At 39.1% G+C, this 23136-nt stretch carries 14 protein-coding genes and 1 tRNA gene; 2 read left to right on the top strand and 13 right to left on the bottom strand.

What is annotated here, in order from left to right:
• Positions 1 to 38 precede the first annotated feature (38 nt).
• The 6 genes from EV146_RS18955 to EV146_RS18930 all read right to left on the bottom strand — a co-directional run bounded on the left by EV146_RS18955 (position 39) and on the right by EV146_RS18930 (position 5870).
• Positions 39 to 941, bottom strand: a complete 903-nt coding sequence (locus tag EV146_RS18955) for a carbohydrate ABC transporter permease (protein WP_241993964.1) — start codon at positions 939 to 941, stop codon at positions 39 to 41.
• Positions 942 to 951: 10 nt separating this feature from the next.
• The gene (locus EV146_RS18950; protein ID WP_241993963.1) at positions 952 to 1866 is read right to left on the bottom strand and encodes a carbohydrate ABC transporter permease; all 915 of its coding nucleotides are present in this window, start codon (positions 1864 to 1866) and stop codon (positions 952 to 954) included.
• A gap of 34 nt (positions 1867 to 1900) precedes the next feature.
• The gene (locus EV146_RS18945; RefSeq protein ID WP_132009510.1) at positions 1901 to 3211 is read right to left on the bottom strand and encodes an ABC transporter substrate-binding protein; all 1311 of its coding nucleotides are present in this window, start codon (positions 3209 to 3211) and stop codon (positions 1901 to 1903) included.
• A gap of 65 nt (positions 3212 to 3276) precedes the next feature.
• Complete coding sequence (locus EV146_RS18940) at positions 3277 to 4140, bottom strand: NAD(P)-dependent oxidoreductase (protein ID WP_132009507.1); 864 nt, start codon at positions 4138 to 4140, stop codon at positions 3277 to 3279.
• Positions 4141 to 4256: 116 nt separating this feature from the next.
• A complete protein-coding gene (locus EV146_RS18935) occupies positions 4257 to 4985 on the bottom strand; it encodes an RraA family protein (protein ID WP_132009504.1) in 729 nt (242 codons plus the stop codon).
• An 810-nt stretch (positions 4986 to 5795) separates the two neighbouring features.
• Positions 5796 to 5870, bottom strand: a tRNA-Pro gene (locus tag EV146_RS18930).
• Positions 5871 to 6256: 386 nt separating this feature from the next.
• Here EV146_RS18930 and EV146_RS18925 point away from each other — a divergent pair.
• A complete protein-coding gene (locus EV146_RS18925) occupies positions 6257 to 7663 on the top strand; it encodes a PQQ-dependent sugar dehydrogenase (RefSeq protein WP_132009501.1) in 1407 nt (468 codons plus the stop codon).
• A gap of 54 nt (positions 7664 to 7717) precedes the next feature.
• Here the strand turns inward: EV146_RS18925 and EV146_RS18920 are convergent, their stop codons facing one another.
• Positions 7718 to 8278 carry a hypothetical protein gene (locus EV146_RS18920; protein WP_132009498.1) on the bottom strand — a complete coding sequence of 187 codons (561 nt, stop codon included), beginning with the start codon at positions 8276 to 8278 and terminating at the stop codon, positions 7718 to 7720.
• A gap of 265 nt (positions 8279 to 8543) precedes the next feature.
• Positions 8544 to 8933: a cupredoxin domain-containing protein gene (locus EV146_RS18915; protein WP_132009495.1), complete on the bottom strand. Its 390-nt coding sequence runs from the start codon at positions 8931 to 8933 to the stop codon at positions 8544 to 8546.
• Between the two features lie 306 nt (positions 8934 to 9239).
• Between EV146_RS18915 and EV146_RS18910 the strand changes: the two genes are divergently transcribed.
• The gene (locus tag EV146_RS18910) at positions 9240 to 9533 is read left to right on the top strand and encodes a hypothetical protein (protein ID WP_158287141.1); all 294 of its coding nucleotides are present in this window, start codon (positions 9240 to 9242) and stop codon (positions 9531 to 9533) included.
• 439 nt (positions 9534 to 9972) lie between these two features.
• Here EV146_RS18910 and EV146_RS18905 read toward each other — a convergent pair whose 3' ends face one another.
• The 5 genes from EV146_RS18905 to EV146_RS18885 all read right to left on the bottom strand — a co-directional run bounded on the left by EV146_RS18905 (position 9973) and on the right by EV146_RS18885 (position 23059).
• Positions 9973 to 12648 (bottom strand): family 43 glycosylhydrolase, encoded by a 2676-nt coding sequence (locus tag EV146_RS18905; RefSeq protein ID WP_132009489.1) that lies wholly within the window; start codon positions 12646 to 12648, stop codon positions 9973 to 9975.
• A 298-nt stretch (positions 12649 to 12946) separates the two neighbouring features.
• Positions 12947 to 19324: an immunoglobulin-like domain-containing protein gene (locus EV146_RS18900; RefSeq protein ID WP_158287140.1), complete on the bottom strand. Its 6378-nt coding sequence runs from the start codon at positions 19322 to 19324 to the stop codon at positions 12947 to 12949.
• Between the two features lie 194 nt (positions 19325 to 19518).
• The gene (yjfF, locus tag EV146_RS18895) at positions 19519 to 20514 is read right to left on the bottom strand and encodes a galactofuranose ABC transporter, permease protein YjfF (RefSeq protein WP_132009483.1); all 996 of its coding nucleotides are present in this window, start codon (positions 20512 to 20514) and stop codon (positions 19519 to 19521) included.
• Positions 20511 to 21542, bottom strand: coding sequence for an ABC transporter permease (locus tag EV146_RS18890; protein ID WP_132009480.1), 1032 nt, complete (start codon positions 21540 to 21542; stop codon positions 20511 to 20513). Before EV146_RS18890 ends, yjfF begins: the two co-directional genes overlap by 4 nt.
• The gene (locus EV146_RS18885) at positions 21539 to 23059 is read right to left on the bottom strand and encodes a sugar ABC transporter ATP-binding protein (RefSeq protein WP_241993962.1); all 1521 of its coding nucleotides are present in this window, start codon (positions 23057 to 23059) and stop codon (positions 21539 to 21541) included. Before EV146_RS18885 ends, EV146_RS18890 begins: the two co-directional genes overlap by 4 nt.
• Positions 23060 to 23136: the final 77 nt, after the last annotated feature.

Here is a 23136-nt window from a genome sequence, read left to right as displayed (position 1 = left end):
TTGCGATAAGACATAATATAAATCTATATTAACAGCATTTATCCTTTCACTCCTCCGGTAGTAATCCCTTCTATTAAATATTTTTGGAAGAAGATAAAAATGATAAAGAGAGGGATTAGAGATAATGTGGACATTGCAAAGAGAGCGCCCCAGGAACTTTCTCCCATGGCATCTACGAACATTCGTAAGCCTACCGCCACTGTAAACTTCTCCATATCACTTAAGTAGAGAAGCTGCGTAAAAAAGTCATTCCATGTCCAGATAAAAGTAAATATCATGGTTGTTATTAAGGCTGGCAGGGAAAGAGGCATTATTAGGAACCAATACATTTTTATGGGACCACAACCATCCATTTCAGCCGCTTCTTCCAATTCCCGCGGTATCGATCTCATAAATTGCACGATCAGAAAGATAAAAAATCCTTCCGTTGCCAAAAACTTCGGTAAGGTTAATGGCAAATAGGTATTGATCCATTCAAGCTTATTAAACATGATATATTGCGGGATTACAGTGACATGAAAAGGAAGCATTAACGTAACAAGCATGATGGCAAACAGGATTTTCTTAAACGTGAAATCAAGACGGGCAAAAGCGTAGGCTGCCATGGAACAGGATAAGACATTCCCAATGATCGCAACACCCACGACGAACAATGAATTTAGGAAGAACTTCCCAAACGTAATGCCTGACAATCCTGTCCACCCTTGGATATAGTTTTCTAAAGTGAATGATTTAGGCCAAAAGGAACCACCCTGGAAAATTTCTGTGTTTTCCTTGAAAGAGCTTAATACCATCCAGATAAGCGGGTACAGCATCAGCAATCCCAGCGAAATGATCACTGCATGCAACAGGATTCTGGCTGGCTTTATCCTAACTTTTCTGGTTTTGTTTTCTGCTGCCACATTTATATTGATCTGTTTCATTGCTTTGCTCGTTTCCAAAGTATCACCCCTATTCCTGATAGAACACCCATTTTTTTGATGATGCAAAAATCACTGCAGTGACAATGGCAATCATGATTAACAAGGCCCAAGCCATTGCTGATGCATATCCCATTTGAAAATGAGCAAAAGCCTTCTGGTATAGATAGAGTGTGTAAAACAAGGTGGAATCTAGCGGTCCGCCTTCCCCTCCACTTACGATATAGGCAGGTGTAAAGGCTTGGAATGCACCGATGATTTGCATGATGAGATTGAATAGAATAATAGGAGTAAGCATGGGCAATGTGATACTGAAAAATTGTTTGAGTTTGCCAGCCCCATCGATGTTTGCAGCCTCATAAAGCTCATTTGGGATGCCTTTCAGTCCCGCAAGGAAGATTAACATCGGAGATCCAAATTGCCAAACCGCCAAAATAATGAGGGTATAGATTGCGGTATCAGGACTCGATATCCAGTTAGCTCCTTCGATCCCTATGCTAGCAAGGAATTTGTTTACCAGCCCTTCCCCTCCAAATAATTGACGCCACAAAAGGGCAACAGCTACACTTCCTCCAAAAAGTGATGGAACATAATACGTTGCGCGATATATCTTTAATCCTCTAAGCCCACGGTTAAGTAACACGGAAACTCCCAAGGCAAAGGAAAGCTGTAAGGGAACACTAAACAGGACATATGTAAGTGTTACCTCGATGCTCTTTAGGTACTTTGGATCCTCTATCATTCCAGAATAGTTTTCGAGTCCAATCCATTGGGGAGATGAAAACATGTCATACTCAGTAAAAGAGAAATATAGGGAAGCCCCCATAGGGATCACACTCAGCGCAAGTAACCCAATTAACCAGGGTGAGAGGAACAGATAGGCAACGGCATTTTTTCTTAAAACACTCTTCATAATTGAAGTATCAACTCCCCAAGGGTTAATCATCGAATGGAGCTTCTTAAGCCCCATTCGATATTTTTTACTTTAAAATACCTTCTGCTGTCTTCATGAATTTGTCTGCAGCCTCGTCCACCGAATGCTGGCCAAAAATAATCGCACTCGCGTTGTCCTTGAACGCTTGTTCCACCTCATTAACACCAAGTGGCGCATAAGCGGCCGGTCTGGCATCAGGTACTACTTCCTGAATAAAATCAACAGCTTTCTGTTGTGGAACAGAAAGGAGAGGCTTGACGAATTCAGCCATTTCAGCAGAGCCAGGCGATCCTTGCTCGACTTTAAATAATTCCAGCGATTCCTTGGCATTTACGAAGAAATCAATAAACATAGCGGCTTCTTTAGGATGTTTTGATTTTTGGGTGATACTTAAATATGCTCCCTCGATGTACTCCCCATTTTCCCCATCTTTAACATTCGGATAAGGGACTAGTTCAAGTTCTCCTTCTTTAAATTGCTCTTGATACAAGTGGAGTTGGTTTGCAGGTATCTGGTGCATTGCTGTTTTTCCAGTTACAAACATGTTTTGTTCCAACGGGGCACTTTCATATTCAGTACTGGTAGCACCGTCAGGAATGGCTTCTTTTTTACGAAGGTCATCCCACATGGACCACCATTTTATAAGAGTCTCTTTCTCAAAACCTAGCTTTCCATCTTCAGTAAATAAGTCTTGTCCATTTTGACGTGCAAAGTATCTGAAGTTGGGCTGTAATTGCCCCCCGCTGAAATCCTGTGTTCCCCAGATTCCTTTTGCCTTTAGTTCTTCAACCTTTTTCCCAAAATCTTCCCAAGTCCAATTTGGATCGGGATATGAAACACCTAGTTTATCAAACAAAGCTGGATTGTAAGCCCATCCTGACATGGTAATACCCTTGGCAATCATGTATATCTTTCCGTCAACTTTTCCACTATCGACTGTAGCTTCATCGAATTGGTCCTGGTTAATGTCTCCTGATTTTACAAGCTCATCAAGATTGAGTAGGGAATTCCTCCTTGCATAGTCGGAAACGTAAAATTGGTGCATACTTACGACGTCCGGAGCGTTGCCACCAGCTATTTGAGTGGCCATTTTTTCCCAGTATTCTGGCCATCCTCCAAATTCCCTTTTAACCTTAATATTCGGGTGTTTTTCTTCAAAACGATCCACTATACTGTTATAAATTTCATGTCTTTTAGTGTCTCCCCACCAGGCAAACCGTATTTCAACCTTTTTACCCTCTCCGTCTCCCCCACTTTTCGAAGCGCTTTCACTACTACCGCCACTGCAGCCGGCAACGGCGATTAAAAGAACCACCGATATCAAGGAAATAAACAAGGATCTGAATTTGTTCACCATTTTTCCCCCATTCTTTTTCTGCTTCTATCATGCCAGTCAATAAAGTTAGCACTATTTATTAAAATTTAAACTAACACTTTTTTCCCAATTGCGGAGAAATCCCTTTCTCCATCCTGGTTTGCTACTTCTTTATATAGATCAAGCACGTAGGAAGCTAGCGGGAGTTTATCGTTTCCGGCTTCGTCCACTGCAATTTGAACATCCTTCTTCATTAAATTCAGCTTAAACCCTGGATTAAAGTTGCGCTCCACTAAGCTATCAATCTTATTTTCTAGCATCCAAGAGGCACCGGAGCTATTTCCAACTACTTTCTTCAGAATATCGGTTTCTATTTCAAGTTTTTCCGCTAGTGCAAGAGCCTCAGCCGAAGCAATCATATGGATACTTGCAAGCAACTGATTAATTGCTTTTATCGCTTTGCCGGCTCCAATTTGCCCAACCACATATATTTTCTCTGCCATTGCTTCCATTATCGGCTTGCATTCTTCCACTAGTTTGGCATCACCACCAGCCATAACCGTCAATGTCCCTTTTTCTGCACCAGCTGTCCCACCACTCACTGGAGCATCCAAGACCCTGACTCCCATTCCTTTATAGATTTCATTCACCTTTTTCATCATGGCAGGGGAGCCTGATGTCATTTCAATCAGAATTTTTTCGGATGTAAGTTGATCTAATACCTCGCCTGATAGTAAGACGGATTCCATTTCTCTATCTGTGGGTAAGATACTGATCACTATGTCACTTTCACTTACAAGCTCTGAGACGGAGTTCTGTTCAACGGCACCTAGTTCTTTTAATTCATCAACCGGTGTTCTGTTCCGATATGTTGAAACATTTAATATGTAACCATTTTTTATTAGGTTTTTAGCCATTGGGAGTCCCATAGCACCGAGTCCAATAAAACCTATTCGTTGCCGACGATTCATACTCACTGCTCCTCCTTTAATTGACAAATTGTATATAAACTTTAAATCTATAACTTCTGTGATGTGAGGGGCTGATTCTAAATGAAAGAAACAGCCCCTGTTATATTTATGTAGACTTAGAGAACCGTCTCATCTAGTTCCCAGCCTAATTTTTCGTATAATCTTCTCCGTCCTGCCTTGTCCCCTTTTAGTTCCTGGTGAGCGTATTGAGCAACTTTATAAGCCAGTTTACGAGGAACAACGACTACTCCATCACCATCAGCAACTATTACATCTCCGGGATAGACTGCCACTCCACCAATAGCGACTGGTACATCCTTGGAGTCGAATCGGATACGTGCCTGGTCCATTCCCTGTGAAACAAATTTTGACCATACCGGGATTTGTTGCATGATAACTTCATCAGTATCTCGGATTCCTCCGCCGTTCGTTAAGTAACCAACTGCACCTTTATGTTTAAAATCAAGAGTATTATTCGAACCGAGAATCCCTACATCCATACCACTGACATCCATACAGATGAAATCGCCTTCTTCGATTTCTTTTCCCCACGGATCATTACAGACTTCACTGTAATACCACTTGACCCAGTCTGTATACTCCTCACCTGTAACCCTAGGAGACGGCCCTTCATATGGCATGTATCTAGCAGTACGGGCAATGCCCACTACCTTAGTACGATAAAGAGGTTTAATACTGTGATGAACAGTTCCGTATCCATGCATTCCTACCCAGTCCATACCATCACGTACGTCGGTAACTCTTAAATCCTTATATAATTCCAAGATTTCCTTTCGATCATCTTTTACTTCTTCAATTGTTTGGTTTCTCATGTCCTTATTCATTTTTTTATCCCCTCTCATTTTTGGAATTTTATTCTCTTACTTTTTACTGATTAATTAAAAAAGGTACACCTCCTTTTGTAAGCGCTTAAATAATAGCGATTATAACCTTCTTAAAAGTGTTTCTTCGTTGTTGTCTAAAGTAGGAAATCGTTTTAGGAAACCGATTTTGGAAATCGATATCGGAAACCGTTTTCCTAAAAATATAATAAACTCGCCTGATCATGAGAGTCAACTGAAAAATTTGAAGTTTTTAATAATTTAAAAAATTTAATATTTTAAAACAACTTTGTTTATATAGGTCTATAAAATTTTAAAAAAAGGATCAAGTCTATTTCCTTTTGTAGTAAAGGAAATAGACTTGATCCAAAAAAATAACCTATTGTAAGTTAATTATAAGAAAGTATCTGTCCAACTTTAAAATATTCAGAAGCAGTATACAAACTATTAAAGAAAATTTATTTTTTCAGACTATTAATAATATTTTAAAAGTCGAGTAAAACAAAAATACAATCATTATCGTTAAATAATAACTTTTTCTATCGTTTTTTTTGTATGGAAAGCACCGAAAGATAATATTTGAACGGTCTCTCTTGCATTGAGTCTACTTACAATGAGTATCATTGGTTATTCAACATCAATGAAATGAATTTGACTTGTATCAATCCGTGAAATTAAGGATAAAAAAAGAAGGACCTATTTCCAGGAACCCTCCTGGTAATTATATTATTAAATTAGTTTTTCTATTAAATTCAGAAGAGTATATTCACTCACCATGAAATACTACGGTATTACCAATAAAACTCCGAATGATCGGAACGAGAGTATTTGAACCTTCGCCCCCTAGCACCCCATGCTAGTGCTCTACCCTAGCTGAGCTACGTTCCGGTCATTCTATTTAACCAGATAACCGAAGGAATGGGAGTATACTGATAAATCCCTATCCCTCGTACCACTTCAAGAAATCGGTAAAACCAATAAATTGGAAAGCGCAAATACTTGTCTTAAAAACAAGTGTAACCTTCACAAAGTACCATACTAACACTTTCCAAAATTGTTCAATTTTTTTGAGAATCTTCTTGCTATATCTTGAACATAGTTGTTTTGCATTTCCTTCTGCTACTACTACAGTTAAATAGCAACCATACTTGAGTGGTACCTGTTGCTTGGTGTGGAAATCGCCTCCGATCTCCCCCCCCCCTGACTATCGGGTACTAACAGTCAGTTAAAATCATATTCTTATAAGAGAAAACATTAAAGGGGTGCTAAGTCCGTTGACAAAAGTCAAGGTTGGTTTAAGGCCCATTGCAAGTAACATAAATTTACCTACTGTCTTGAAAACCACGATACTTCCAGGGGACTCCATCGAACGATTATTTATTGCAACCCAGGTAGGAGAAATCCTTTACATAGGAAACGGATTGATCAGGACGTTTTTAGATATACGCCCGCGAATCCTTAAACTGGGTTCTTCTGGCGGTTATGATGAACGAGGATTGCTGGGACTGGCTTTTCACCCCAAGTTTTATGATACCGGTCTGTTTTATCTTCATTATTCGGTAGCGGGAACACAAGGACCAGGTGCTCTTCCTGATTCTTTTAAGCCTGACCCGTGTGATCCAAGTACTTTAAACCTAAGATGGATAAATAGAGAAACTCAATATGACCATATTGATACCATTGAAGAATGGATTTTGCAATCGAATGGTCAGCCTCAAAAACGGCGGACATTACTTAACTTAAGAAGACCATTTTCAAATCACAATGGGGTCAATAGTTTAAACTTTTCACCTGAAACCGGTAAATTAGTTTTAACAACCGGGGATGGCGGGTCAGGCTATGATCCATTTAACTTAAGCCAGGACGACCTGGAAATCGCCGGAAAAATAATTGAACTTGATGTAGGCAAGTATCCACATAGCCATCATCCACCCATTGTTACACGTTTTAATGAACTCCCTGTTCCTATTCAGGAAACGCTTACGGTAATAGCCAAAGGAGTTCGCAATATGCCAGGCATTTCATTTCAAAGGTTATATAATCAGTATATTAAATATGCTGGAAATGTCGGGCAGGATTTGGTCGAGTCGATTTTTTCATTCGTTCATTATAAACCTATACCGGTTACTCAGCTTATTCAGGCTTCTTTCATGAATTCTGAACCTGACAATAAAGGATTTATTAACTTTGGCTGGCGGGGTTGGGAAGGGGCTTTTCCTGCTTCGATTATAAGACGCTGCACTGAAAATTCGACTTTGGATGAGAAAACAATTGCTTTTTACAATGAGGCAGTAACACTTTCAGGGAGTCGTCTTCAGCCTTTAACTAGTTATTTTCATAGAGATATCAGACCTGATAAGTTTGGGGGAACGGCACTTACAGGAGTTCAAGCCTACATGGGGAGAAGCATCCCTGGTTTAACAGGAAGCGTTGTGTTTACCGATCTTGCCCGGAAAGAATCTCAGCCTGTTAGAGGGGCTTTAGCTTATACCTTCGTAAGACCAAATGGTCAGCAGAATGATTTTAGTGTCATACAAACCGATTATGATTTTGGGTCTCAACCAGCCTATTATGTTAGTTTGGGTTCAAATCTAGATCAAACCAGATTATATTTAGGGGTTTATAATTCTGTGAAAGTGACTGATTTTAACCAAGGCACTGTTTATGAAATCGTTCCATGAATCACAACTAGTTAAATTCCATTTCAACTTAATAAACCATGGGATGCAGGATCGCTAAATGATCAGCCTTTTTAATCTAATATGAAGAATTAAAGCCATTTCAACCCATAACCAGCTATAAAGGAAAGCAAATAAAAAAATAATTCCAGTTGTACGAAATGAAAAGGAAACAGGGACGGCTGGACCTAAAACTGGAAAGTGAAGTATATAGATCAGACTCATAATTCCTGACATTAAAAGGATTGCACCAGCAGCAATAATACTTAATCTGATCCTATAAAAGGTAAAAGATGCCCCTATGCCAAGTCCTAACAAACCTGTTGTAAAAGGGAAGACAATTAGTTCAGTTGGCTGCAGGATGAATAACATCATCATGGTAAGGAAGTAGGACATTATTCCAAATGGAATGGAAAACATCGAACATAACAGAATGGGTGCAGTGGCTAACGGACTAAAAAAAAATCCTACAACTGGAAACAAGCCGCCAGCAGCCTGCAGAATAGCGGCGATACAGGAAAATATTGCCCCTAAGATAAGCTTCGGCGTTTTTTTATGTTTGTTGAATACTATTTGAGATAAACGAACCCCATCAGAAACAGGTTTCAAAAAATACATTTTTCACCTCATTCTAAATGGCTTTTTACGTTACAATCCATTATATTTACCATTTATCAGAGGGTGAACGGCTATTAATATTCCAAAAATCATATCCTGTGTAATGAAAACAAAGCTTCATAAAAACCTCTCCTAAAACTTAACACATCATCCTAAGGAGAGACCTTCCATTTTGCATGAAAGTTAGCTGTTATGAAGACATTGGGGTAATAATAAGTAAATTTCTTTAGCCTATTGAAAAAGCAAGGCCTATTGGCCCTGCTTTTTATTTAACGATTACTGTTCCAACCATACCTTCCCGGACATGGTACCTGCATATTAATTCATATGTACCGGGCTGTTTTGGGTTTACTGTGATCGTTGCTTCTTTTCCTGGCTGGACCTCGGCGTCAATTCCGAGCTTTTCCACTGTGAAGGTGTGCTCTTTCACGCCTTTGTTTTTCAATCTCAATGTTGTGGGTGTTCCATTGGGAATAGTAATGTCTTTAGGATTAAAGTAATCATCATTCAACTCAACCTCAATCGAGTTTCCCGTCTCCATCGGTTGATCTGCAACGCTTGATTGTGCAAATACGCTGAGTGACCCTGCAGCTGCCAAAACCAAAACCATTGCAAATACAGCCACCAATCCTGTTACCCATTTTTTCACAGACATTCGCAATCCCTCCTTTCCTAAACACTATTTTTTACTAATTCATAAAATATTATCACTTTAGATTTGGTTCCAACCTGCTTTTAAAAAGTCTTATCCAATAAACGGAGTGAAAGGATGAAGTTATAAGATAGATATTTGGAGAGGTTCCAAAACAGATAATACAAATAGCATCCATCCGTTTGTGTTAATGATTTATTAGTAACTAAACTGTAAATGTACTGTCACTGAACTATCGTTGAAGTTAGCACGTTAAAGGTATAAGATTTAGTTACTATTTGAGGAGTGATTAATCTGAATACAATAACAGTGGATAAGCTATCGTTCAAGAAGAGTTTAACAATGATTGAGCAATTTGCGATTAAAGATTTCTTTTTTAAATGGGTAGGCAGACCAATCGAAGGCTTAGATGACTTCCTGCCACTTGAGTACACGGAAGATGTCTTTGCAAAGTTGGAGGCAAAAGCGGAAACTTCTTTTTTTATAAATGAGAATGAAAAGTTCAGATATGTGACCTTAACAGAAGCAAACCAAATTGTTATAGGCCTGTCAGATTCAAATCAAGAGTTAAAGCATCGAATCCTTTATCTGGATGAGATTTAAAAGAGTTAAGCGCCTGTAAGCTGCTTAAATCTCTTCCAGTTTTCTGCACAACGATACAATTGATTTAGGCATTAAGAATCGTGGGATCGACCCTTCATTCCCCACTTAACAGTAACTCATTTAATTACCTTTATGTCCGACTATGGAAGCCACCTGGACTCCCATGAAGAAATTCGGCCGAAAGGACTGCCCAATTTTGAGGCTGCGAGTTGTCAAAGATTACTTTTGTCAGAATGAAGAATGAGAATACCATGTTCTTGAGGATGGGCTCCATGTAACCTGGCAACCAACGATCTATTCTAGAGACTGCCGCGAGAACAGCCGGAATAAAAAACCATACCTTTTTAGCAAAGGCATGGTTTTTGGCTGGCTATATTTACTTTCAATCTTTTTTAATAGTATACCAATGGTTTGTTCAGCATCCATCGTGTTCATTATTCTACTGATGTATCCCATTATGATAAAACTCTTTTATCTCTGCTTCTGAAAGAACCGAATTGCTGTAGATTTTCAACTCGTCCATTGCTCCCTTATAAGGAAGATCCCAGTAATTTACACCTAAACCAAAGACTGCATCAGAATTGGTGAAAACATCTGGAAAGTTTGATCCTGAAAACTTCTTTTCTCCGTTGAGGTAAACGAGAATGTCGCCATTGTTAACGGTGAACGCAACATGGGTCCATTGATTTGGTTGAATCGATATTCCAGTATTGGCATCATACCATCTCATATTCCCTGACCATACCAATGTATTGTTTCCTCCCCCCCTTGGAACTACACTTATCCAGTTGCTCTCGTCTCTTGCTCCGAAAAATGCGGTTGTAAATTGTGTTAATTGTTCCGGGTTTAACCAAAGAGATACACTGTAAGTATGAGTATCAATGAGCCCATTTGGCAAACGGATGCCAGAGGAACCATCGAACAAAGCGGCTTGACCGTTTATCCCCTCACTAAAAGTAATGTTTCCACCCTCGTTATTTATTCTATTTCCTGTAATGGTTCCAGTACCAAAGTTTTTTGTTTGATCGTTGAAGTTAGTATTAAAATCGTAATGTGCCGTCAGCTCCCCTGACTTATTAAAACTTGTCTGAAAAACTTCTCCTAAATCTTTTTCAAAAATTTTTACCTTGTATTCTCCGCTGCTAACATTTTTTGAAATAAAGTCAAATGTAAACTTTCCATTTTTTTCAGTTGAAGTTTGGGAAATATATTCTGTCTTTCCATTTGGGTCTACTACTCTTGTCGTTACCAATCGATCCTTTTGTTTCTTTAAAAAGCCTTCAATTTTTACTTCACGAGTCGCCGGATCATAATTAACCTTTACGTGTTTTAGTTTAGTCGTTTTTTTATCGGCTTCCTTCACTTCAACCACCATTGCAGCTGCAATATGTCCGTCTTCTGTAATAGCAGTAATTTTTGAAGTCCCTTCCGATTTAGCACTTATTATCGCCCTAACTTCGCCATCTTGTGACATGTATGGTGAATCTGAAACACTGATAACATTAGGGTTTGAAGAGTAAAACTTGACCCCTTTCATCGGGGCTTCAACAGGAAGTACATTTGCACGTAACATGGTGGCAGATCCCGCCTCAAGAACTTTTGTTTCAGTATCAAGTGTTACACCCGTAACATCTGCTTTTTTCAAAGAGAATGTTGCCTTGCTTTTTTCCTCTATTGAATGAATCGGAGATAATCCTAGTGAATCTTTTGCCTGTTGGACCATATATAATTGTTCATCATTATAAGCTTGAAAGGATAACCATTCCTTATTTCCAATACCCGGGGTTACCTTGAATGTTGCCTGCTCCTTAAAATCCTCTGTACCATTATTCTTTGCCAAAATCAAGCTAGTTCCATTTCTTTTCAAGTAATATCCCGGCCTATTTTCTGCCTGAAAGGATAGATAACCTTCTCCACTATCAGCCAGGCCTGGAACAGTAAACCATTGGAAATTCGTTTGATTATTGACTAGAGAGTCAAGCTTGATATCCTGATTGGAATGATGTACAAATGCCTGATCGCTTTCTACCTGTAATAACTCCGGGCTCCCGCTGATCCCTGAGGCAGTTGGGTTCATTTTCTTAAGCGTACCGTCAGGATTATAATATAGCTTTTCGATCGATACGGAGCGGCGATAATCTCCTCCAGTAGGCAAACCAGCTGTATGATAGATGAAATACCATTGTCCTTCATATTCAATAATAGCTGAATGATTGGTTCCCGTTCCTTCTGTTGCATCCATTAATTTTCCAGCATATGTCCAGGGACCCGCTGGGCTGTCACTGACGGCATAACCTATATCCTCTGGCCAATTCATGGCAAATGACAGGTAGTATTTATCGTTATATTTGTGCAGAAAAGGAGCTTCTGTAAAGGATCCTTGCATATCATTGATCTGAACTTGGTGGATTTCACCATCAAGTTCAACCATATTGTCTTTTAATTTTGCATAATATAAATGGGTATTTCCCCAATACATATATGCTTGTCCATCATCATCTATGAATACAGTTGGATCAATATTATCCCACGGCTCTGCTCCCATTCCCGGCGGATTATCTGTCATACTGTTGCTGACTAACGGCTTCCCTATTGCGTCTTTCCAACCCTTAACAGGATCATCAGAAACAGCTACTCCTATTGAGTAACCTCTTTCCCCTTGAGCTGGATTAAATACAGTTGTGTACCAATAAAACTTCCCGTCTTTTTCTATTGCTTGTGATGCCCATGCAGAGTTTCCGCTCGCCCATTCAAAAATGGTTCTTGGCACTGCTCCTTCAAGTGTCCATTTCTCCATATCCGTTGAAGAGTAAATATTCCATTCCGGCAGATCATAAAAATTGCTGTTTACCCCTGCAGAATCATGGCCTACATATAAATATGCTTTACCATCGTGCACCAAGGCAGCAGGATCAGCACTGAATCTTTCTTTAATAACTGGATTCCCAGTGAATCCCGAAAATACTTGATTAGACTCTGGATTACTTTCTTGATTGGTGTTTTCCTGTCCATTTACATGGAAGGGTATGATGAGTGAAAAAACAAAGAAAACGACTATAAACCTTCTCAACATTACCTTTCCCTCTCTTCCTTCATTTAATATATTTGAAGTCATACATTATCATAAAGCGTTTACATTTAAGGCTGGAATCATTTTGAATGAGTTTTGAATTTAATATAACTATCTTTAACTTTTAAAATCATTTCCTTTGTATTAAGAGATATAAATAGGCAATGACTTCCTCAATTTTGATAAATTAGTGTCGTTTTGTGTAAAGCTTTTCGGTATTCTTCCTGATAAATGTAAGTAAATAAGTGTCGTAGGGTACTTGATCTCATTTTTAAAAAACAAGCCTTCGAGCCCTAAAACCCGAAGGCCAGCTTATCTACTGCATTTTGGATCTAATAATCTGTTATTTAACTTTCAATTCTTTTGATAACTTTATCAATAGGTTTGCGTTTTCTTCGGAAATTGCCTTTCCACTTTGGGCTTTCAACTGATTTTCATAAGCGTTTAATTGACTGTTCAACGCTTGATGATTCCCCTTTGCCGCTGAATCTTTCGCAGATTGAAGCTTATTCACCAGTGAGTCAGCAATTCCTTCTTTAGTGACCAACCCTTCCGTTAACCTGCCTAAACCATCAAAGTCCACCGTCACTGTAAATTGAATTTCAGCGTTAGCTGTATTGCCTGCTTTGTCTGTGGCTGCAGCAGTGATTTTATTGACTCCTAACTCGAATTTGTAGGCTGGTCCTTCAATACTTTTACATTCTTGTGAAGCAACTCCAGACAGCGTATCGGCTATAGTACATGTGATTTTGATCGTTTCATCCACAGAGTAAGTTCCCTTATTCCCTGTAAATTCTATCACTGGTGCAGTTGTATCCAGAATGATCTTCTGTTGATATGACTCGCTGACATTTCCAGCATGATCCTTAAATTCAACAAAGAGGGTCTTCTCTCCATCACCAGCTGGCAACGTTAATTCTTTTGTTGATTTAAAATCTTCCCAATCACTCCATTCTCTTGCATCAGTCGAATACCGGACTTGGTGAACACCGCTTAAGTCATCTTTTGCTTCTAAAGATAGATTAACGGTTAGCTTATTCGTAAATTCAGCACCATTATTAATCTCAAACTTACCTTCTGGTTGTGTTGTGTCCCTTTTCTTTTCGACAGTTACCTCGCTCACAGCCATAAGACCACCATCGACTGTTGTCACACTGATTTTCGCTTTCCCTTCTTTTATTGCAGTAACCTTCCCGTTTTCATCGACAGTAGCTACTTCTTCTTTATTGCTGGACCATACAACCGCTTTATTGACAGCGTCATTAGGTTCTACAGTTGCACCTAATTTGCCAGTTTGCCCCTCTGACAACTCCAATGTTTCCTGATCGATTGTTACACTTGTTGGATGTTGTTCGGGACCCGGGACTTTAACTGCTGGAACATTTGCCAGTAAAGCTTCATGCTCAGCTTTTGTCACAGGTAATACTGTTCCATGGCGTGGACGGGCAGGTAAATCGTAGTTTTCAGACATCTTCCATTCACCAGACTGCAAATCGGTTGTTTCAAAAGGAACATATCCCCTCCCGCCAAATTCGTCAATGAACATATACCATTTTTCTTCTGTATTCGATTTAAAGATGGTCGGCCCTTCACCAGCACTTATAGAGCCTTTTCCAATTCCTTCTTTGATCAGCTTGAAGTTAGGGTCCAGTACAGAATTCCCAACCTCTTGGAAAATAAATTTACCGTTTGGTGATGACGATGTATTGTTTCTTTCATCCTTTGATAATCGGTAAACTTTATCATCATGTTTAACCATCGTTGTATCAATGACAGAGTATCCCAGATCAATATAGACTTCAGGTTCTGTAAAAGTATAGAAATCTCTCGTTTTGCTGTACATCATTTTGTTATAAGTTGATCCACTATGATCTTCATTGTCATATAACTTTGAAGCCCAAAAAACTACATATTCCCCTGTCGTGTCATCATAAAAAATTTCAGGTGCCCACGTATTTCCGGCTTCGGGTGGCGCTACTTCCACCATTCTTTGTTCAGACCAATTGACCATATCAGTGGATTCCCAAACCATAATCGATCTGCTTCCTGATCTTTGCGCTCGGTCCCAATTCCAATTTCCATTAATTTTCAAGTCTGTTGCAATGAGATAGAATTTATCACCTTCTGGAGAGCGAATAATAAACGGATCTCGAAGGCCCTTTTCCCCTAATTCAGACGTGATAGCTGGTTCTCCATTGTTCAATTCATTCCATTTAAGCGGATTATTGCCTTCACTTAAGGCAAAATAAATCTGCTCGCCATTCGTGTAGCCTTCCCCAGTAAAGTAACTAAAGACATAACCTTCATAAGCTTCTTTCTTAGGCATTTCTTTTACACTAGCTAAAAATGCCTTCGTGATTGTCTCATTATTTAAAGTGAGCGTTGCAGTCAATTTAACCGTTGAATTTCCTTCACCATGTGCCGGACGCTTTACCTCTCCAGTAGCTGTGATGATTTTTGTATCACTAGATTCCCATGTAATCTCCGACCCATTTTGTCCAGAGTTAGGTAACGTTAGGTTTCCGCGAACATCATGGATATTATGAATCTTTAATGCTTCTGCGTCGGTTCTTACTGCGGCAGAATCGTGTGGTTTCTTTAATACAGTTACTGTAAATTCTTTTGCTGCTTCGTTCTTTCCGTCTGAAATTGTCGCTAAAATCTTTACTGTTTGGTTCCCTTCTTCATATGAAGGTCTAATAACCTTTCCTTGATTTGTAATGATATCTTGATTTTTCGATTCCCAAGTGACGGAAGTTCCATTTGCTCCCGTCTTAGGAAAGGATAAATCTGATTTAATTTCATCTTTGTTCTCGTTCTTATTGATAAAGGTGGAGTAGTCTAATTGTTTGATTGCATTTTGAAGGAGTAACCCTTCCATATTAGCTATTTTTTCAGCCGCATTTTCTTTTAGTTTGCTTACTTCTGAAGGAGTTAAAGCTCCATTATATACTTCAAAATCGGCAATCATCCCGCCGAAGTAAGGATCAGCAGAATAGAATGAACGGCCAATAAAACCACTTCTCCCATTAACATTGTTGATTTGTGCTAATGTATATCCGTTTGTAGATCCGGATGCCACTTCAACACCATCAATATACAATTTTACTGTTTTGTTTTCACCAGACATGACAGCAGTTACCAATTTCCATTCATGGGATTTTAATGGACCAGTAGTTGCATTTGCTCCAGCCTCATTATTCCAACTTGTTACTCCAAGCCCGACTCGAGCCGATTTATCACCTGAATTCCGTTTTGGTGTGGTGAATAGATACTTATTGCTATCCTGACCTAAAGCAAATATCCATTCAGCCTCATTCTTGCCATCCCAATTGACTAAAGATGAGACAGTTACACTTTCTAAATCGTTTAAGACGCCTTGGGGTATTTCAATATAAGAGCTTGTGGAGCCACCTTTAAAGTTGATGACACCGGAATCTTCTCCTTTAATTACCTCAGCATTTTGAGGATTTACAAGCTTTCCATCGAAATTACCAGTTTGATCGATTACTTTCGTGTCTTCAATGTTATTCATATCATAGTCAAGAATTAACTTTGTTTCTTTCGGCTCCTCTGGTGATGTAGAAACCTCTTCATCTGCTAGCTTGGCAATTTCCTCAGCGTTAAGAGCTCGGTTATAAATTTTAAAGTCATCAAATTTCCCTTTAAAAAAATTGTGATTTTCATTGCTGGACTTACCTAAATAGTTCATGGTTGTTTCTAATAGCATTCTCGGCTCAACATTATAAGTTGAACTCCTCGAGACTTCTTTCCCATCTACATATAAAACTGCATCAAATCCTTCAATTGTCATCGCAACATGATGCCAGCTTGCAGTTGATAGCATTGGCGCTCTGACAGCATATTTATAGGAACTTCCTAAAAGAGTATTTTGATTGGCAAATTTTTCGGTGAAAGGTGTCACAATCGCAAATTCCAAGTTACCTGAATCACCCTGTGTACTTAGATACATGGTATTCCGGTTTGCGACTCTTCCAGTATTAGAAGAGAAATCAAAGATTCGTTGGTTTGCTTGATTCCCTTGTACTTTAACCCATGTGGACATAGTCATATTCTCTAGGTTAAGATCTTTAATTGTATTTTTGGGTAATTCAACATATCCTGAACTTCCATCTAATTCTACTGCTCCGGTTGATTTGCCTACGGTGTCGGTTGAGGTAATCTTAGATCCGCCCACTAATTGTGCGTCAAAACCATTTTTAGAAACATCTTTTACCGTGGTTCCGTCCATATCCTCTTCGTCAAAGGTATAATGTACGACTGGTTGCTTCGATTCCTCTGGTGAAGGCTTGGCATATTTTTTTTGAAGGGCATTATATTCTTCACGGGTGATTGGGATAACTGTACCATGTCGCGGTCCAGGTGGCAGCGCATACTCAGTTGCAGGAAGTAAATTATTTACAAATTGTGACCCATCCTCCAGATTAGTAGACCAGCGAACATGATATGGCCAAGAATCTAGGAACATATACCATTTTTCGTCATGGATGTCTTTAAAGATTGTTTGACCTTCGTTGTTTCCCTGATGACCGATAAGTCCTCTGTTTCCATCTTTTGTACCTGGGATCACATCGTATTGAAATCCATTTTCCTTAATTCCATCTTTATCCTGGAAGATATCTGTCGCTTTCTCGTAGTACACTCTGTAATTCACTTCAGATTTTGTGAAACGATAAAATGTGCCATTATCTTGAACAAAACTGGTATCTATTGTCGGGAAGCCTTCATCAATAAACACTTTCGGTTCAGAGAAAGTATGGAAATCCCTTGTTGTTGCGTAATACATCACATTGTACTGGCCCGCTGGTCTTCCATTTGGGTAGTCACCATATGTTTCTTCATTTTTAATTGAAGACGCCCAGAATACAACAAACTCCCCGGTTTTTTCATCATAAATAGCTTCAGGTGCCCAAGTGTTACCTCCAGTTTTAGGAGCAACTTCAACCATACGCTGTTCGCTCCAATTTACTAGATCTTCTGACTCCCAGATCATAAGAGAATGACTCCCGGTTATTTGAGCTTGGTCAAAGTTCGTACTCTCCCCCATTTTTAAGTCAGTTGCCAACATATAAAATTTATCACCCTCAGGAGATCGAATGATAAATGGATCTCTTAACCCCTTTTCACCCATATTTGATTGAATGACGGATTGACCATTATTTAATGCTCGCCATTTCAAAGGATCCTCAGCTGTAGCGAAGGAAATTTCCTCTCCACCTTCGTACTCTCCAGTGAAATACGAAAAGAAATAGGCATCATATGTCAATTTACCAGGATCTTTAATGACATTAAGATTAAATACCTTTTGTATTTCAGCTTTCCCTTTGGATATTGTCGCTGTTAATGTCACCTTTGTATCTGTTTCAGGTCTTGTTACCCAGCCGAGCATTTTAGCATTTTCTTCCGCCTCTGCAGAGCCTTTCACAATTTCCGGATTTGAGGATTCCCATGTAATGGAGCTTCCTTCTTCACCGGATACTTGTAAGCTTATATTCCCCTTAACGTTATCTGCGTTATTAACGGTTAAGTTCGAAGCATCCAGCTCCGCGACTTGTTCATCGGTATATTCTTTTAAAACGGTTACATTAAATTGTTTCTTCGCACTTAGTCCTTCATAGGCTAAATTCGCTGTTAACTCAACTTCTGCATCCGACTCCGTTTTCGCGGGACGAGTAACGGTACCATCATTTGCAACGACTTCAGTGTTGCTAGAACTCCAGGCAATTTCTACACCGTGCTTGCCCTTTGTAGGAAGCGCAAGGCTTTTCGTTATTTTATACATGCCCTCATCACCACTATCTAAATATCTAGTAATATCTAAAGATTCTAATGCATCATTTATAACAAGCTGATTGATTTTATCAATTTTACTAGATGTTTCTGTATATAAATCCGCAACCTGTTCATCGGACAAAGCATCATTATATACACGGAAATCACCAATCATGCCTTTAAAATAGGGATCCCCTTTAAAAATGGATTTTCCAAGAAAGCCAGAAAAACCGGCTGACGGATCGATAATCTCTGATAACTTCTTCCCGCCAGCTGACCCTGCTGCTACCTTTTTTCCGTTTACAAATAATGTGATTGTATTTGATTTTTCAGAGAAAACTACAGTGGTAACTTCCCATTTTCCTGCTCTCATTGTCGATGTCGATTTAACCAGTGATTCATTTCTCCAGCCGGCTTTGGAAATCCCTGTCGCTGCTACATTGCCTGAGCCATGTCGGGGTGTAACAAAGAAATATTTATTCCCATTCTCAGCATCATCTGTTACAGCTCCCAGACCAAAAATCCAGCGGTTAGATCCGTCATCACTCCAATTAACGAGTGCTGAAACGGTTACATCGTGTAAACCAGTTAATAAATCTGACCCATCTTCACTTTTCGGTATTTCAATATACCCACTCTTCGAAGTCGAACTACCGCCATTAAAAGCAACATATCCAACTTCATCATTTTGAATCAATTGACCATTTTCCGGGTTTTTAAAGGTACCATCAAATTTATTGCCTGATACATCCTTTATAATAAGCTGATCACCATTTTTGCCGTTCGTTTTCATATCATAGTACAGGATCATTTCCGGCGATGTGGAATCCATTTCTTCCGCAAATATTGATGGTGGAATTAATCCTGAAATGAGATTAAAGATCATGATAGAAAATAAAAAAATCGAAACTCTTTTCCTTTTTCCCATTATTTCACTCCTTATTTTTTGTGCCCTGTTAAACGGACTATTGATCACTGCACATATATTCGCTTTAGCTGCGCCTTCCTCCTTAGCGTCACACTCCTGGGACTCTTTCCTAATTCTTCCGCTCCTATCAACATGGTGAACAATGATAAACATAAGCAATGGTGTTTAATTGCCCTTAGAATGTATAGCAACTTTTAGTGTGATGCAATTGAAGTTTGGGTTGTCTTACTTCTGGCTACAATCACACGCTGTAAAACAATAAACAACAATAATAACCCTCCAATTGCTATCTTTGTCCACCAGGAACTTAATGTTCCCTCGAAAACAATCACTGTTTGGATAATGCCTAAAATGAGCACTCCAACAACACTGCCTGCAACATACCCTGCACCTCCAGTAAGCAGAGTGCCGCCAATGACAACCGCCGCTATTGTGTCAAGTTCCAGACCATTTGCATGAAGCCCATATCCTGATAACATATAAAAAGTGAAGATTAAGCCAGCAAGGGATGAACAAAATCCACTAACTGTATAAATCAAAATCTTTGTTTTCCCAACAGGCAATCCCATTAATAATGCAGATTGTTCACTTCCGCCTAATGCATAGACATTGCGTCCAAATTTGGTAAAATGAGCGACGAAAATAGCTGCAACAACGACCAACAAGGCAATGATTACACTAATTGAAATAAAATTCCCTCCGCCAACCGGTATTCTAGTACTGGCCATAAAGCTAAAAAATTCATTGTTGATTGTAATGGATTCTACATTAATCAGATAACATAACCCCCTTGCAAGAAACATACCTGCAAGCGTTACGATAAATGGTTGCAAATTAAAGTAATGAATGAGGCAACCCATACTGAAGCCTAGTACTGTGCCAACAAGTAAAGAGAGTGGAATAACAAGTGCTGGAGAAAGTTGAGCATTCATTGTTAAACTGGCCGCCACCATACTTGTTAACGCAATGATGGAACCGACGGAGAGATCAATTCCACCTGATAAAATAACGAATGTCATTCCGACTGCAACAACGATCAGGAATGCGTTATCAATAAACAAATTCAAAAAAACTTGTGTGGAAAAAAATCCAGTATATCTAAGTGAACCGAAAAGAAACATCACGATAAATAATCCGATTGTTGCTGCTAAGGGAAGATGTTTAGAATCTAGCTGAAATCCTTTTGTCATGATATCGACACTCCCTCATTTTTACTTTTCTTTTCTGTTTGTTTCATATTAAAAACGCCAAATACTTTCTTTCGGAACTCAGGAGATTGAAGCAGACAAACAATTAGGACAACAATAGCTTTTACGACAAGGTTTATTTCTGGCGCGATTCCGATTGAATAAATAGTGGTGGTTAAACTTTGAATGATAAGTGCTCCGATGACCGTTCCCATTAAGTAAAATCTTCCACCATTCAATGAAGTTCCTCCAATTACCACAGCTAAGATGGCATCAAGTTCATACCAAAGTCCAGCATTGTTTCCATCCGCACTAGCTACATTAGAACTCAGGATTAAGCCGCCAATTCCTGCACATATGCCAGAAAACACATAAACCATTAATAAAATATTTTTAGAATTTATTCCGGAAAGACGGCTTGCTTCTGGGTTAGTACCCACCGACTCTATAAATAAGCCCATCGCTGTTTTTCTGGTCAAGAATGATGCAATTACAAGCATTGCTGCCACAATAAAAATTGAAAATGGCAGCATCAACAAGTGTCCACCACCGATGAACGTATAGGGATCGTAATAGACTGTCATAATTTGGCCATCTGTAATTAACTGAGCGATCCCACGACCGGCTACCATTAGGATTAAGGTTGCAACAATTGGCTGTACTCCAATTCTTGAAACCAATACACCATTCCATATACCAGTTAAGATAGAGATAGCAATAACGAATGCAATTGCAGTAAATAGAGGTACTAAACTATCTCCATTTGCACCACTTACCGTCATTGCACCAACTGCCCCCGCCATGGCAATGACTGAACCGACCCCTAAATCCACACCTTTTGTTGCAATCACAAGAGTCATTCCTATCGAAACCAGTAATAATGGTGCCCCTCTGTTAAGAATGTCTATTAAACTGCCAGTTAAATAACCGTTTTTTACCTCAATCGTAAAGAAATTTTTATCAAAGAAAAGATTGATTAATAATATAATCAATAAAACAACTATTGGCCAAAATAGTTTTGACTTCATCATGTCATACCCCCAGCCATTGCCTTCATTATGTCCTTCTGTGTAATTTGCTGATCATTCTCAAACTCATATACCTTCTTATGATCCCGCAGAACAGCAATTTTACGACAAGTTCGCAGCACTTCTTCTATTTCAGAAGAGACAAATAGCACCGACATACCTTCTTTACTTAATGAAAGCATTAACTTTTGGATTTCTGCTTTTGCCCCTACATCAATCCCTCTAGTTGGCTCATCCAATATTAATAGTTTAGGATTTGTAATTAACCATCTGGCCAGCAAAACCTTTTGTTGATTGCCACCACTCAGATTTTTGATTAGCTGTTCTGGATTTGGCGGGTTAATGTTCAATAGTTTGATATATTCATCTGCAATTTCAATTTGCCGTTTCCTTGGTATATACTTAAACCACCCTTGCAGTCCTTGCATTGCCAGGATCATATTTTCCCTGATGGTTAGATCTCCAATGATACCTTCTGTTTTCCGGTTCTCCGAACAAAAAGCGATTCCATTTGATATAGCTTGCTTAGGGGAAGCAAGATTCGCCATACTGCCATTTATCTTGATTTCTCCCGTATCTGCTTTATCTGCTCCAAATAGTAATCTTGCTAACTCCGTCCTGCCTGAACCAAGAAGCCCGGCAAGGCCGACAATTTCACCTTCTTGTATATCCATATCAAAAGGGGCAATTTTACCTTTTTTCGAAATGTTTTTCCCTTGCAAAAACGGCCTTTTCCTTTCGAATGCTTTATTACTTGTCCTTCTTTCTCCACTTTTAAGTTCATTTAAGTCTTTTCCAATCATCTTGGAGACCAATTCAAGTCTTTCAATTTCATTTGTCTTAAATTCACCAATCCATTCCCCGTTCCGCAAGACCGTCAGTCGATCGGTTATCTCATAGATTTGGTCCAGGAAGTGACTAACAAAAATAATGGCTAAGCCCTCTTTCTTTAATTTTCGAATAACATCGAACAATTGATTTACCTCATTTTGATCAAGGCTTGATGTTGGTTCATCCAATATGAGAACTTTTGCAGAGATTTGAAGAGATCGCGCAATCGCTATCATCTGCTGGATGGCTACGGAATAGAAAGACAATAGTTTTGTCACATCGATGTCCAAGTTTAGTCTGGTTTTCAGTAACTCTTTTGCCTGTTTATTCATTTCCTTCCAATCAAGTCTGCCTCTTTTTATGATTTCTCGACCAATAAAGATATTTTCTGCTACAGTTAAGTTTGTACATAAATTTACTTCTTGGTACACCGTGCTAATCCCTAAGTTCTGAGCTTCAAGTGGGCTTGTAATACGGATGGATTTACCATCCAGGGTTACAGATCCCTCATCAAACGTATAAACGCCTGTTAAGACTTTAATTAATGTGGACTTTCCCGCACCATTCTCTCCCATCAATGCATGAACTTCTCCTGGGTAAAGATTTAACTGAACATCTGTTAAAGCCTTAACCCCTGGGAACTCCTTTGTTATTCCTTCCATGATGAGTAACGGAGTCTGTTCCTTCACACTTTTCATCCTCCCAGCATTCTCTTATATAAAAAGCCACTAGCAGCATAATGTAGGTATATTACTGGATCTAGTGG

Origin of the sequence: Mesobacillus foraminis, assembly GCF_004340465.1 — a bacterium.
GTDB classification, from domain to species: Bacteria; Bacillota; Bacilli; order Bacillales; family Cytobacillaceae; genus Mesobacillus_B; species Mesobacillus_B foraminis.
Note: the sequence above shows the minus strand (reverse complement) of the source record. Positions and strands in the feature narration are given on the sequence as shown.